This window comes from Bacteriovorax sp. PP10 (assembly GCF_035013165.1).
GTDB lineage: Bacteria > Bdellovibrionota > Bacteriovoracia > Bacteriovoracales > Bacteriovoracaceae > Bacteriovorax > Bacteriovorax antarcticus.
The window spans coordinates 1,813,249-1,827,479 of the sequence record NZ_JAYGJQ010000001.1; the positions used below are offsets into that span (position 1 = coordinate 1,813,249).

Annotated in this window: 14 protein-coding genes; 6 read left to right on the forward strand and 8 right to left on the reverse strand. The window is 38.5% G+C overall.

What is annotated here, in order from left to right; translation table 11 throughout:
- Window positions 1-41: 41 nt before the first annotated feature.
- The 4 genes from SHI21_RS08910 to htpG form a co-directional block, all read right to left on the reverse strand.
- Window positions 42-1,637 carry a hypothetical protein gene (locus SHI21_RS08910; protein ID WP_323576009.1) on the reverse strand — a complete coding sequence of 532 codons (1,596 nt, stop codon included), beginning with the start codon at window positions 1,635-1,637 and terminating at the stop codon, window positions 42-44.
- A 16-nt stretch (window positions 1,638-1,653) separates the two neighbouring features.
- Window positions 1,654-3,219 carry a hypothetical protein gene (locus tag SHI21_RS08915; RefSeq protein ID WP_323576010.1) on the reverse strand — a complete coding sequence of 522 codons (1,566 nt, stop codon included), beginning with the start codon at window positions 3,217-3,219 and terminating at the stop codon, window positions 1,654-1,656.
- 124 nt (window positions 3,220-3,343) lie between these two features.
- The gene (locus SHI21_RS08920; RefSeq protein WP_323576011.1) at window positions 3,344-4,000 is read right to left on the reverse strand and encodes a hypothetical protein; all 657 of its coding nucleotides are present in this window, start codon (window positions 3,998-4,000) and stop codon (window positions 3,344-3,346) included.
- Window positions 4,001-4,143: 143 nt separating this feature from the next.
- Window positions 4,144-6,060, reverse strand: coding sequence for a molecular chaperone HtpG (gene htpG / locus SHI21_RS08925; RefSeq protein ID WP_323576012.1), 1,917 nt, complete (start codon window positions 6,058-6,060; stop codon window positions 4,144-4,146).
- 74 nt (window positions 6,061-6,134) lie between these two features.
- Here htpG and SHI21_RS08930 point away from each other — a divergent pair, with 74 nt between their 5' ends.
- From SHI21_RS08930 to SHI21_RS08955, 6 genes are all read left to right on the forward strand, one after another.
- Window positions 6,135-6,671, forward strand: a complete 537-nt coding sequence (locus SHI21_RS08930; protein WP_323576013.1) for an asparaginase domain-containing protein — start codon at window positions 6,135-6,137, stop codon at window positions 6,669-6,671.
- Window positions 6,672-6,674: 3 nt separating this feature from the next.
- Complete coding sequence (locus SHI21_RS08935; RefSeq protein ID WP_323576014.1) at window positions 6,675-7,337, forward strand: hypothetical protein; 663 nt, start codon at window positions 6,675-6,677, stop codon at window positions 7,335-7,337.
- Between the two features lie 192 nt (window positions 7,338-7,529).
- Complete coding sequence (locus tag SHI21_RS08940) at window positions 7,530-9,362, forward strand: hypothetical protein (protein ID WP_323576015.1); 1,833 nt, start codon at window positions 7,530-7,532, stop codon at window positions 9,360-9,362.
- 52 nt (window positions 9,363-9,414) lie between these two features.
- On the forward strand, window positions 9,415-9,834 hold the full coding sequence (gene mce, locus SHI21_RS08945) for a methylmalonyl-CoA epimerase (RefSeq protein ID WP_323576016.1): 420 nt from the start codon (window positions 9,415-9,417) through the stop codon (window positions 9,832-9,834).
- 4 nt (window positions 9,835-9,838) lie between these two features.
- The gene (locus tag SHI21_RS08950; protein WP_323576017.1) at window positions 9,839-10,582 is read left to right on the forward strand and encodes a rhomboid family intramembrane serine protease; all 744 of its coding nucleotides are present in this window, start codon (window positions 9,839-9,841) and stop codon (window positions 10,580-10,582) included.
- Window positions 10,583-10,645: 63 nt separating this feature from the next.
- On the forward strand, window positions 10,646-10,813 hold the full coding sequence (locus SHI21_RS08955) for a hypothetical protein (RefSeq protein ID WP_323576018.1): 168 nt from the start codon (window positions 10,646-10,648) through the stop codon (window positions 10,811-10,813).
- 57 nt (window positions 10,814-10,870) lie between these two features.
- On the opposite strand, the gene SHI21_RS08960 is transcribed toward SHI21_RS08955, so the two are convergent.
- The 4 genes from SHI21_RS08960 to SHI21_RS08975 all read right to left on the reverse strand — a co-directional run bounded on the left by SHI21_RS08960 (window position 10,871) and on the right by SHI21_RS08975 (window position 14,218).
- Complete coding sequence (locus tag SHI21_RS08960) at window positions 10,871-11,374, reverse strand: hypothetical protein (RefSeq protein ID WP_323576019.1); 504 nt, start codon at window positions 11,372-11,374, stop codon at window positions 10,871-10,873.
- Between the two features lie 123 nt (window positions 11,375-11,497).
- Window positions 11,498-11,980 (reverse strand): flagellar basal body-associated FliL family protein, encoded by a 483-nt coding sequence (locus SHI21_RS08965; RefSeq protein WP_323576020.1) that lies wholly within the window; start codon window positions 11,978-11,980, stop codon window positions 11,498-11,500.
- 197 nt (window positions 11,981-12,177) lie between these two features.
- Window positions 12,178-13,284, reverse strand: coding sequence for an alanine dehydrogenase (ald, locus tag SHI21_RS08970; RefSeq protein WP_323576021.1), 1,107 nt, complete (start codon window positions 13,282-13,284; stop codon window positions 12,178-12,180).
- A 115-nt stretch (window positions 13,285-13,399) separates the two neighbouring features.
- A complete protein-coding gene (locus SHI21_RS08975; RefSeq protein WP_323576022.1) occupies window positions 13,400-14,218 on the reverse strand; it encodes an MBL fold metallo-hydrolase in 819 nt (272 codons plus the stop codon).
- Window positions 14,219-14,231 lie beyond the last annotated feature (13 nt).

Sequence of the window (14,231 nt, forward strand, 5' to 3'; positions counted from 1 at the left end):
TATTTGTATTCACAACTTTCACGATATTGGATCCTAGCTAATTATTTCCAGAACAACTGAATTAAATCCGTACAAGGCATATCATTTTGTCCATTAAGGACTTCGGCCGCTTGTTTAGTAGGAACTCCTAATAAACTTTTAAAGAGGCCTATAAACTGACCTTCAGGTAAAGCTGCTGATTGAACAGTTCCTCCACCGTGATAAACAGGCTTAAAGTAACTAATAGAGTTTAATTGGATGCGCTTAAAAGCATCGGCACCTTTTCCTGGGCCTAATTCTTTTTCCAGTTTAGCAATGGCCTGCTCATGTAAAAGTTGTTCAGCGTTACCGGCAATGTTATGAATGCTTCGATCATAAACCCCGGCAAGGTCATCAGGAAAACTTGCAATAGGTAAAAGGAACTCAACTTCGGTTTCATAACCTGAAGCAAAGTTAAAATAAAGCATTCTTGGGTCTATAAAATAAGCAGTGTTTCTCTTACTTCCAAAACCATTTGCGACACCAAACTTCGGTGTGTATGAAAGAAAGGGGCTTCCTTTTGGATCTTTCGAATGTTTTTTAAACATATTAGTAATACGCGTGGCACGGGTGTATTCACTAGATTTACCAGCTTGATTCGTTCCCATAAATTTATCGTACATGGCATTCAGGGATCTCAAACGTCTATTCCATGTCCCTTGATTTTTTGTCATCATCGTCGACATTAAAAAGATCTTTTGTTCTTTAATCGCTTCTTCTTTCGTGAGAGTTTTTCCGGCATCTTGGGCTGTCTGAATGATATCATCATCGATTCCGCGGTAAATGAGAATACGGTCTTCAAGCGGAAGAGGATCGGCCATTACTTTTAAATGAGTTTCCCAAAATAGTTTTTCAAAAGGTGGCATCTCTTCCCAAGGAAGATAGGAACGTATTAAGTCGGCTGCACCTTTGCGGTCATTTTTAGCGACAAGATTTCTAAACTGTTTATCTTCAGAAACCTTATCAAGGATATCCATGACAGCTTTTCTTTCTTCTCTTTGAACTTTTACTTTTTTATTATAGGCACGTTCTTGTTTTGCAAATTTTTCAACAATGTCATCCCAATAGGGAAGATATTCAGGAATACGCTCTTGAAAAGTTCCTTCTGGAAAGTTCGTCGTAAAAGTTTCGGCCAGGGCACTTCTTCTTAGTTTGGCCAATACCTGAAGCGAAGTAAAATCTTGCGACTTTGCATTGTAGTAAAGTTCAAAAATTGATAAATTGCTTGGGAATTGTCTTTCAAAAACCTGTCTTAAAAATCTTGAAACTTCAGTACTGGCATCTTGGTCAAATTTTGCATTCACTGAATGGTAAATCTTGACTCTGTATTGCTGATTTTCAACGACAGGAACAATTTTATAGGCGATTGAAGAATCCATTTTAGGATCTTCAATAATATCCAGAGGAAATAGATAATAAAGCTGATTTTTTAAATTGTAAGTCAGGTCCTGCACTTGACTAGTAACAGCTGTGGACTTGAAGGTCAGAAGTTCTTCGACATCAAGAGGAGCAATGACCTCATTGGCAATTGATCTGTCACCATTAGTCGTCGAATAATAACTCGAACACGACGAGATTATAAAAGTTAAAATTAATAAAAAAGAAAATGAAAACTTCATTTAAATAATCCTTTAATTATTTCCAGAACAACTGAAGTAAATCCGTACACCCCATATTCGATTTTTCATCGATCACTTCAGCTACTTGCGGTGTCGACATTCCAAGTAACTTTTTAAAGAAGCCTACAAACTTCCCATCAACTGTGGCAGGAGGAGGTGCCACAACTTTTCCAGTGGCACCCATAACTGGCGCAAAGAATTTATTAGAATTTAATTGGATTCTCTCAAATGCTGCTGCACCTTTACCAGCACCAAGCGCCTGATCAAGTTTTTCGATCGCCTTTTTATTTAAAAATTGCTCAGGACTCGTTCCATGAACATCAACATCGTAAACTGCAGCAAGGTCATCAGGGAAACTTGCGACTGGAAGTAAAAATTCAATTTCACCTGCATAACCAGAAGTCATGTTGAAATAAAGTAGGCGAGGGTCCAAAAAATAGGCAGTGTTCTTTCTACTTCCAAAGGTATTAGAGACGAGAAACTTCGGCGTATAAGAAAGGAATGGACTTCCTTTAGGATCCAGCGAATGCTTTTTAAACATATTAGTAATTCGAGTCGTACTCGTAAATTCACTTGAACCCATTCCATCAGTTCCCATATATTTTTCATACATGGCCGTAAGAGATCTTAAACGTCTATTCCAAGTTCCTTGATTTTTAGTCATCATCGTCGACATTAAAAAGATTTTTTGTTCTTTGATCGCTTCTTCTTTAGTCAAAGTTTTTCCACCTTCCTGGGCCATTTGAATGACGTCATCATCAATCCCACGGTAAATAAAGACACGGTCTTCAAGTGGAAGAGGATCGACCATAACTTTTAAGTGTGTTTCCCAGAATAGCTTTTCAAAAGGAGGCATTTCTTCCCATGGAAGATATGATCTAAGAAGATCAGCTGCACCTTTACGGTCATTTTTGGCTACCAGATTTCTGAATTGTTTATCTTCAGAAACTTTATCGAGTACATCCATGACTGCTTTACGTTCTTCTGTCTTAACTTTTTTCTTCTTATTGAAAATTCGTTCCTGAACATTAAATTTTTCATTGATATCTGCCCAGTAAGCAGCTCTGATCCCACTATCGTTATCCGTTGACACGTTTGATAACTGTCTAAGTTTTGCCATGGCCTGTAGTGAAGGGAAGTCCATTAATTTAGCGTTATAGTAAAGTTCATATAAAGAGTAAGGGGACATGAATTTTTCAGCTTGGAATTTACGGACTAAGTTTGATAATTCTATGAAGGCCGAGTGATCATTTATTGCTCCGACTGAACCATAAATCTTAATTTTGTATTTCATGTTTTCGATTGTCGGCTCAATTCTATAAGCAAGATCACTAGGCATTTTAGGGTCTTCAATATATTGGGCCTCTATACCTAGATCTCCGCGGATCATATACTCGATATTTGAAGCAGAATTATTCAGCTCTTTATTAATATTAGTTGTGCTCTTGATAGTGAAGAGTTCTTCCGCATTTAAAGGCGGCTCTACTTCGTTTGCAATCGATCTATCCCAATGGTTGTATGTGCTCGAGCACGACGAGACAAACATAGAGACAGTAAGCAATAAAGGAATAAAAAATTTCACGACGAAACCTCACAGATAATTAAACCTAGTTAACTTGTCGGATATTTTTCGGGAATATTTAGTATTATTTCTGTCTACACTTTAGACAATTTTGAAATGAGTAGTGTCTGTGATTTAGACAAGATTATTTCGCGACCTGAGCAGGCTTCCTTTTTTCACTTTTGATTTTCTTTTCAAGTTTCACGTACTCGTCGACCTTTTTCTTCCAAAGGGAAGATTCACCGGCCACAAAGCCATTATATTGAGAAGTGTTCATCACGTAACAAGTTGGTTTGTCCAGTGGAGTGAGAACGTCTCTTCTCATCTTGGCGACAGTCACAAGGGTAGTGGGATCGTTAGCAACAGCATTGTTGTACATTTCAAAAAATGAAGTGGGAGCTTCTGCCTTCGGGTCAAAGAGCGCATCTAAAAAGCGCGTAAGATTTAATGTTGCTGAATGATCTTGAAAAATATCGTCAGCATATTTAATGACTATCGTTGGAGTTTCTTTTTCTAACGTCGGTTCAACCTTAAAGGCGATATCGGTATCAAGCTTTTCATCTTCAATCCATTTGACTTTTATTTTTGCTTGTTCAACCAGAAGACGAACATGCTCTTGTGCTTTATCAAAGAGGTCATCATCGGCCGGTGACATGTTGGATTTTTTAAATGTGAAGAGGACATCGGCAGGTGATGATAGAGATTGAGTATTAGCTGTAATTGAAGGCGCAATGACTTTAGTGCTTGAACACGATGATAGAACTAATCCAGCAAGAATCGAAAGGGTAGAAATTCTAATCATAAGACTCCAGTTAAATAATCTAGCAGTCTTGTCGGAGAATAAATAAAAAATATGATTTAATTTATGATTTAGATTTGTAAAAGAAGATATAAAAAAGGCCCATTTGCATGGGCCTTTGAGAAAAAATTACTTTGGGTGACTGCTTATAGTGCTAAGTTAGTCAGTTCCTGCATTAGCTCTTGAGTACGGTTAACGAAAGCTTCTCTGTCTTCGTGCTTAAGTCCTTCACTAGAAATATGAGCAAGGTCTTCAACATGGTGGCAGATCTTCTTAACAAGAGCGTCGTTACCTTTTTCATGCAGCTTAAGAGCGTTTTGAATGATAGGGCTTCCTGGATTGATAACCAGAGTTTTCTTAATAGGGAACATGTGGTCTGTACCCATGTTCTTTGCCATCTGATTCATTCTCTTCATTTGCTCATCAACTTTGAAGTAAGCAGGCGAAGTAGAATTTTTGATTTTTACTATTTCGATATCTTTTAATCCACCATGGTTTAGTGAATCAGCATCTTCTTCCTCTTCAGTGTGAGCTCCGTGTTCAGTTTTCCCAATTAGGATATTTGTGAACAGGTCTTTCACTCTGATATCAGATTCAGTTGTTGCATCTTGCTCTAGAAGAGTTGCGATTTCTGAATCAACAGAAACAAACTTGAAAGCGTTGTCACCACGTTTTGTGAATTCTACGTGCTGAGTGAAGTGAGGATCGATGTATGATTCTGTTTCAATCGCTTGAAGACCATTAGCAAGAAGTTCTTTTCTTAGAGCATGGTCAGACTTTCCTTTTTCAAAATAAAGAACTTTGTCTTCCATTTTTGTCTTGAAAGCTTCAGGGATTGATTCTTTGTACTCGTTAAGAGTTACGAATTTTCCTTCTGAATTTTTAAAGATAACAAAGTCTCTCATCATCTCATCAAATTTTGGATCAGAGATTGCTCCGTATTTAATGAAAAGAGAGATGTCCTCCCAAATAGTTTCATAACGAGCACGATCGTTGTTGAAGAGTTTCTTTAATGACTCAGCTACTTTTTTGATGATGTAGTTTGAAATCTTTTTAATGTTCGGGTCACCTTGAAGAGATGATCTCGAAACGTTAAGAGGGATGTCGCTTGAATCGATTGACCCTTTTAGAAGAGACAAGAATTCAGGAACGATATCTTTTACGTTATTAGAAACGAAAACCTGCTTGTTATAAAGCTTGATGTTCGATTCATTGAAAGGCTTGTTTGGGTTTAACTTAGGGAAGAATAAAACACCATCTAGTGTAAATGGGTGATCAACTTTTAAGTGAATCCAAAATAGAGGATCGCCATCCATTGGGAATTGTTTTTTGTAGAATTCTTTATAGTCAGCATCTGTAAGAGTTGCGACATCTTTTTTCCAGATTGGTTGTGTTTCGTTAACAAGACCAGGATTAGCTGACTCTTCAACTGCTTCAGCGTCTTTTACCCAAATTTCATATGGCATGAAATCACAGAATTTTTTCAGCGTCGTAGAAACGTGCCAAGCATTTAGGAATTCAATTGATTCTTCATTGATGTGAAGAGTGATTTTTGTCCCTACTTCAGTTTTTGTTGAATCTTCAAACGAGTAATCTGTTTCGCCTTCACAAATCCATTTCGTTGGAACTGATCCTTCTTGCATAGAAAGAGATTCAACTTCAACTTTCGTTGAAACCATGAAAGCAGAGTAGAAACCTAAACCAAATTTACCGATGATATCAGAGCTTGGAGTGTTTCCAGCTTCTTTCATTTTATCGACGAACTCTTGAGCTCCAGAGAAAGCAAGTTGAGCGATGTATTTTTCAACTTCAGCTTCAGTCATTCCCAGACCGTTGTCTTCGATTGAAACAGTTTTTTCAGCTTTATTGACAGTTACCGTGATCTTTCCCGTAGGAATCTCTTGGTTTAATGTACGGGCAAGCGTCGATCTTTTTGTGATTGCGTCAGTTGCGTTGGCCGTAAGCTCTCTTAGGAAAATATCGTGTTCAGAGTAAAGCCATTTTTTAATGATAGGAAAAATGTCGTTAGTATTTACACTAATCGTTCCTTTGCGTGACGTCATAATTGCAATCTCCTGTAAGTATACTTAAAATAGTTGAACTACAATATGGTTACGGTTTGATCAGAGTCAAGGTTATGGAACAAAAAAATACATTAAAAAACGCACCCAAAGATATTTTAATTATTACTACAGGCGGCACAATCGAGAAAACCTACGATGAATTCGATGGTTCACTGGAAAATCGCGGGACTTCGATTAAAAACCGCATCCTCTCAAAGCTGCGTTTACCTTACACAAACATCATTGTGCATCCGGTTTTATCCAAAGATTCATTGTACATGGACGATGCTGACAGAAAGTTAATTGCGGAGACGATCGCAGCGGACCTGGAACTTAATGCACCAATCGTTATTCTTCACGGAACAGACACGATGGCGTTAACGGCCAACTACTGTTTTGAGCATATTCAAAATATCACTGTGCCGGTTGTGTTCACAGGGGCCATGGTTCCGATGGGATTTGATGATACAGATGCCACTCAAAATGTAACGGAAGCGCTGTTATCAGCAAAATTATTACCACCGGGTATTTATATTTCATTTCACAACCAGATTTTTAAAGTTCCTCACGTTCAAAAGAACAAAGAAAAAAGAACTTTCGAGGAAATTTAGATCATGGGTTCAGTTAAATTATTTTTCTCACTCCTGATTGATTCTTTCAAGGCCTTCAAAAAAGAATTTCCAGAATACTTAGGCAGCTATCTTGCGATGCTGATTCTCAATCTGGTTGCCTGTTATCCATTTGAAGGAATGGGGTTTGAACAAAATAGTTTTCATGAAATCGTTCTGCAAATCATTGTTGGAATCATGAGTTTAATTGTGATCGTCAATGTCATCTTGATTGAAAAATCAAAAGCAAAAAATCTTGATAAAGAAGAGTTGATGTACGCAGCTCCGACTTATTTAATCTACACACTTTATTCAACACTCTTAATTCTTGCCGGGCTTTTTTGTTTTGTTGTCCCGGGAATTATCATTGCAGTATTAGTAGGGATGGTGCCACTTGCTTCAGTTTTAATTGATAACGACAGTGTAAATTATTTTAAAATCTCTTACCGCATGGCCCGCAAAGATGCTGTGCTGGTGATCTGCTTTGGATTAGCGACACTCATTATGGAGCTTCCAACTTTTGGGTTAGACCTCATTCCAAACTGGAAAGTACAACTTGGAGCGAGTTTCGTTTACAGCTTTTTTGATTCAGCTGTGATGGTGATCTTAACGATTACGTCTGTCAGAGTGTTTTATCACTTAAAGCGCGCGCTCAACGACCCTAGCTAGGCAAATAAATGAAGTCCATTTGATTGCCCACAAATGGACACAACTTTTGCCTAGTGGATTTCTCCCATAATCTTCCATAATTGCCTCTAAGTCCCTAAAACATCACTTCTTGAGTCTAAACCTCGGTCATTTTCCCCAATTCGGGAGCGTTTAAAATTAAAATAGTTAGTACCAACAACCGAGAAGACGAGTATGAAGACTTTAGTCAGAACTCACATTCTTTTGCATAAACTAACGCTCACACTTGTGACGTTAAGCTTAGTGCTTTCTTCGTGTGTGGAGAACTCGGGCGTAAAGGGAAAAACGGCAAAGAGTGGATCGAATTTAACATCAGGATCGGGTGGTTCTGGAAGTGGTGCAGGTGCGATTCCTTCGGACAATACATCGACTGATACTGCACTTCAGTCAATCAAAGTAGAGTTGTCTCACTTGGTAGATCCATTTGATGGAACTTACAAAAAGAAAGTTTCTATTCCAAAAAACTATAAAGGATTTTTATACATTGCTGGTCTGAACGTTTCAGCACTTCAAAGTAAATTAGTTAAAGTGCGCTTTAACTTTGGTCTTGAAGGCCAGTCAGTAACGTTAGATGCAACTGTTGGTAGAGCTCCTGGGATTATTCCACAAACAGACATTCAAGTCTTAATGGTTAACATGAACTCAAAGCCGTTTAGTAAAATGGTTTTAGGTTATGATCTTTATGACTATAACGATTACAATACTGATACAAGCAAAGAGCCGGTGACTGACCCTCGTGACAGTGGTCTTTACTGTCGTGGTTTAAAACTTGAAGACGATCCGACTTTTGATAATACGACAGCGAGCAATTCAACTTGTTCTCTTCCTGGTGATAAATGTCTTTATGCTTACGCAAAAGTGGCAGATGCAACACTTTACAATACAACGACTGGCTTTACATCAATTCCATCACGCCCTCAGGTGTGGTCATTGAGCAGTGGAACTAGAAGTCCTACTATTGCAACAAGTGCAACTTCAATGTGTCTTCCAGACTACGGAAATTTTAGCAGCTTTAACGATCTATTCTCATTGAGCCCAGCAATTACGGCCATAGGTAGTAATGACCCTATTCTTGGAGCTACTTATCACGGTCCATACAGAGCGATCAATCCGTCAGGATGGAAGATTCAGGGGAATGCGATTTTCAATGGTACAACAGGACTATTTAAAACAACGTTTCCAGGACAAACATACGTAGGTCTTCAATCATTATTATTCCCACTTGCCGGAAAAATAGATCTTAATCAAGACGTACGCTACCTTGGTTCAACGGATCGTTTCGGTGTGAGAAACACACTGGTAGCTGACTCAACTGGAAGATCAAAATACGTTGACGGTTGTAACCTGCGTGTAATGAATTACAACGTAGCAACAACTGAAAGTATCAGTTCATGTAACGTAAACGGATCAATTGATATTTTTTACATGAAAGATAATGCAGAAGTAAGCATTACAACTGATAGATCAATTAAACTTCAACTTCTTCGTCCTTCATTAACGAACTTCGAAGGAAAAGAAGTCTTAACTTCAGCTTTCAAACGTTGTGAGTCTTCTTCAACTTGTGGTTCAAGTGAATGTTGCTTCAATGAACGTTGTTGGTCAAAAGATTTAGTTACTCAATGTGTGGATCAAGTTCCGGGGATTGGTAACGAGCCAATCGGAAATAGTTGCGTATCTGATTTTGAGTGCTCAAGCTTATGTTGTGATCAATCAAGAGGTGCATGTGCTCCTCACAATCCAAACGGAACAGCTCCAGTATCATGTAACAAAACTTCAGGTCAGTCTTGTGTGGCCAAAGAATTCTGTAAACCTGAGTTCGTTGAAACTTGTAAACTAGTCAAACTTCCAGGTCTAGATGAGCAAGGAAGAGCAAAGTGTACTCTTAGATGCCCTCCGGTAGAGACTTACGGTGAGTGTACAGCTGGAAGGTGCGTACCTCCTGCCATTCCACCAGTTCCAACATTTGATCCAGCAAATCCTGACTGCAGAAACGCAGTTGACCCTTAGGATTTCAGTCACTAAAATAGAACAGTTATTATTATTAAAATAAGGCATACGAATGTTTAATAAAGACTGTTATCTGGATCACGTTGCTATTGCTGTTTCTAACCTCGACCGCGCTCAGAAAATATGGGAAGACATCGGACTCACTTTTAATTCAGAACGCGAAGAAGTGCCCTCACAACAAGTGACGACGGCATTTGCACACGTTGATGAACACGCTCACATCGAACTTGTTTGCCCGATCAATGAACAAGGTCCCATTCAAAAATTCATTGAAAAAAATGGGGAAGGAATTCACCACATGAGTTTTAAAGTTCCTGATGTTCAGAAAAAAACCGAAGAGCTCATCGCTGCCGGATATAAAATGATTTACGAAAAAGCAGTTCCAGGTGCGAACAACTGCCTGGTTAATTTTATTCACCCAAAATCTACGGGTGGAGTATTAGTAGAAATTGCGACGACACAAAAGGTTTAAGTAAATGAATGCTCAATCACAAATTTATCTTCCGAAACTTACGCTGGTTAATAAATCGTTAATCATTGTTTCAGCAGTGGTTTTTGTCCTGGATTTAATTCTGACAAAGATGACGAGCACGGGAAGTTTGTTTTCAATGTTTGGTCTATCAGCTAATAGCGTTTTTACTGGTCACGTTTATACGATGATCACGTATCCATTTTTCTCACGCTCAATTATTGAAGTGATACTAAATTGCTTGATGCTTTGGTTGATGGGTTCTGAGTTTGAAGCGAACTGGGGAACAAAGAGATATGTGAGTTTCATCTTAACAACGGTTTTAGGTGGAGCACTTTTATACTTAGGAATTGTTGCTTTATTTTTCCAAGGCAGCGATGTTTACTTTTTCCCACTAACGGGTTTTGCAGGAATCGTTGGGGCCTTGTGTTTGGCCTACGCTGTAATTTACCCTGATCGTATCTTTTCTTTCTTAATGATCATCCCGGTTAAAGCTAAATATTTTTGTATGATTCTGGTTGTGATCTCACTTTACCAAGGTATTGCGAGTCCGACGGGAGTTGGGGCATGGGGTCAGTTGGGAGCGATCGCTTCGGCGTATTTGTTCATGATTGCCATTTCTCACCGCAATTTTAAGACTCTTGCGGATAAAATGAGTAAAATGACGCAGAAGCGTCCGGTGAAAAAGAGCAAAGCGAAGCTTACAATTGTAAAAGACGACAATGATCAACCGCCTAAGTATTGGCAATAAGCGTTTTAAGTGGTACCTTTCCATTTCAAATAGATTTATAAAGAACCAAAAACTGGGGCATATATGAGATTAAGTAGAGCATTAACAGAAAAGCTAATGGACGTTCGTTTAAGAGATAAACTTCTTGCTGAAGATAAATTATCTAAAGAAGAAGTTAAAAAGTTCCTTGATTCTATTCCTGATGAAGCGAAGAATTCTTCGTACACAGAAGATCATTCAGAAGAAGAATAGTTTTTCAAAAAAAATTATATAATAAAAAAGCCACCTTTAAGGTGGCTTTTTTTATATCTACATATCATTGTATCCAAATTGATACACATCAAACGATTCTCTCAAGCTGCTATAATAAAACATATCATCACCTTTTATTGTACATGTCAGATTAACTGTTTTTAAAGATCCTTCATTATCTTTAAAAGTTACAACGGCATCACCAGTTGTTTCGTAAACACCAACAGGCTCAACTTGATCCAATTTATTTGCTAGATGTAATTTAAGCTTTAAATCATTATCTCCATTTTCAGCGGCATAAAGGCCACCTTCGCGCGATTGCTTAAGATTTTTTTTGGAATTTGATAATTGTAATTTAAAACGTTCGGTACGTTCTTCTAGATTGTAAGTGTTTTTGATCGTTGCTTTCACTTTATACTGTTTAGAAACGTCTGTGCACTTAGCATCGAGAGCTGTGTTGTGACGGTTATAGTTAAGGCTAAAGTTAAAGGCAAATGCAGATGTTGAAGTTGTAAGTGCCATTGCAAGGATAATAAGAGAGTTTTTATTGATAAATTTCATTTTATACCTTTCATTTGTGTTGTTTTAAATTAATAACACAATCAAAAAAAAGATGTTTGATTCTGAAAAATATTCAGAGAATTGTAAAATTTACAGGGGAAGTACTTAAAGTTGAAATAGGTCTTACTGAACGATGAAAGAAGCGAAAAAGATGTTTTTAACGACAGGTTTTTTCATGGCCTTGTTAATCTCACGCTTTAGTCTGTCTTCTAATAAAATTTTTCCAGATAATGAATTCAATTCATCCGGTCCCATTTTTGAAGTGATATCGATGATTCTATCTTGAACGATAGGGAGGCTAGCTTTCATTAGTTCGTTGTCGGCAGCATCGAAGAGTACAAGGTGCATTTCGATTTCTAGCCATCTCATGCGGCTGTTAGCGGCTTCGTTACGAGGTACTAAACTTACTGTCATCTTATCAACTTTAAAGAAAGTAGGGATCGCCTTGGCGTCGACAGAGTTTAGTAGAGCAGTCTTTTCTGCGTTCTCATCGATAGGTGGTTTTTTGTACATTTTTTCGGTGTAATAGAACAGGCCTACAACTGCGAGAGTTGCGAGCATCATTACGCCTAGGAGAATCATGTCGATTAATTTTTTGCCGGTCATTTTAACGATTTTAACACTTGCCTGACAAAAAGCAACCGAAGTTGCTTTTTGACTAGTCTTGAAAATCAAAAAGAGATGAACGACTTTTGATGAGATCAGGCAAGCATCGGACTAGTTTAAAATGTGTCTTGATCGAAATGGTCAGGTAGAAAATAGGCAAAAAAAAAGGGCCGCCAATGGCGACCCTCTATTTAAAACTAGAACGGAAGTTTTGTGTACGGTAATCCAAGGTCAGTTGCTACTTGTTCGTAAGCAAGAGTCCCTTTGTAAATGTTGATCCCCGGACGGAAAGTTTTATCTTTCTGAGCAGCTTCTTCAACACCCATGTTAGCAATCATTCGAGCGTACTTAAGAGTTACGTTTGTAAGAGCGAACGTTGATGTACGAGCAACAGCACCTGGCATGTTAGCTACGCAGTAGTGAACTACACCGTCTACTACGAAAGTTGGATTTTCGTGAGTTGTTGGCTTACAAGTTTCAATACATCCACCTTGGTCAACAGCGATATCAACAACAACAGATCCTTTACCCATTTTTGAAATCATGTCGCGAGTTACTAGCTTAGGAGCTTTTGCACCTGGAACTAGAACAGCACCGATAACAAGGTCAGACTCAAGAACAGCTTTTTCGATGTTGTCTTGGTTAGAGTAAATAGTTGTGATGTGTGATCCGTAAAGAGCGTCTAGTTCAGCTAATCTCTTAGTTGAAAGATCGATCGCAGTTACAGATGCTCCCATTCCCATTGCCATTTGAATTGCGTTTGTTCCAGCAATCCCAGCTCCGATAACAGTAACCTTAGCGCGTTTAACACCTGGAACACCACCAAGAAGAATCCCTTTTCCACCTTTATCAAGTTGAAGGTATGAAGCTCCGATTTGAACTGACATACGTCCAGCAACTTCTGACATAGGAACTAGAAGAGGAAGTGAACCATCAAGGTTTTGGATTGTTTCATATGCGATTGCAGTACAACCTGAAGCCATTAGGCCTTTAGTTTGTTCTGGATCTGGTGCAAGGTGAAGGTAAGTGTAAAGAATATGATTTGGCTTCAGCATCGCAATTTCTACGGCCTGAGGCTCTTTTACTTTAATGATCATTGTAGATTTTTCGAAAACTTCAGCAGCAGTATCAAGGATCTTTGCTCCAGCTTTTACGAATTCTTCATCTGTAATACCGATTCCAAGACCAGCACTTTTTTGAACGTAAACTTGGTGTCCGTCTGCAACTAGAGCGCGAACTCCACCTGGAACCATACCAACACGGTTTTCATTGTTCTTAATTTCCTTAGGTACTCCGATAATCATTGTTATCTCCTTTATAGGTTTTTTGACTGCTAAAAATGTAGATTGAGAATTCCATAAAACTCTCTAAAAAGAAAGAGGGGAATAATGTCTTTTTGGGGAGCAGGACGGCATAGAGTCAATAAAATAACTTTTGTCCGTCATACAGAGGAAATACGGCGTCGCCAAATTCCTTTTTTGCCAGGTCCAGAAGCACAGAATGGGACAAATCGTGGGCGATATGGATTAAACCGGTCTTCTCAGGGGCAATTTCCTTGATGTAGTGAAAACTCTTCTCCACGGTCAGGTGGGTTTTATGGGGCTTTCTTTGTAGGCAATCAAGGATCAAAAGTTTGAGCTTTTTTTCTTTGAGGATTTTTACGATGTGATCGGGGAGTTCAAAACAGTCGACGATGTAGGCGAATTCATCGTGGATAAATCCCATCGTGACACCATAGCCATGAGGGTAGTTGAAGAAGAAAAAATTTTCACCGTGAAGAGTGATGTTTTTTTCAAGCTCCACAGCTTCTAAATTTAGTAACGGAATTCCTCCGCCAATTAAGGGAAGATCTCTTTTTTTGAAAATATAAGGAAACTTTTCTGTCATTAATTCTTTCGTCGTCTCGTTCGTATAAACCGGAATCTCTCGCATCGGAGGTCCGAAACAAAAAGGCCTGATGTCATCAATGCCATGAAGATGATCTGCATGATCATGAGTGATAATCACAAAGTCTAATGCGGAGATCTTATTGGTCAGTAGTTGTGTGCGAAGATCTGGAGAGGTGTCGACTAAAATGTTTTTACCATTTTTTGTCTCAATGAAAATACTTGAACGCATTCTCTGATCGCGATGATCAAGTGAAGAGCAAACAAGACACGAACAACCAACTTGCGGTATTCCTGTGCTCGTTCCTGTTCCAAGAGCAGTAATTTTTGTTTTATTCAGAGATTTATTCATTTAATTATTCGCC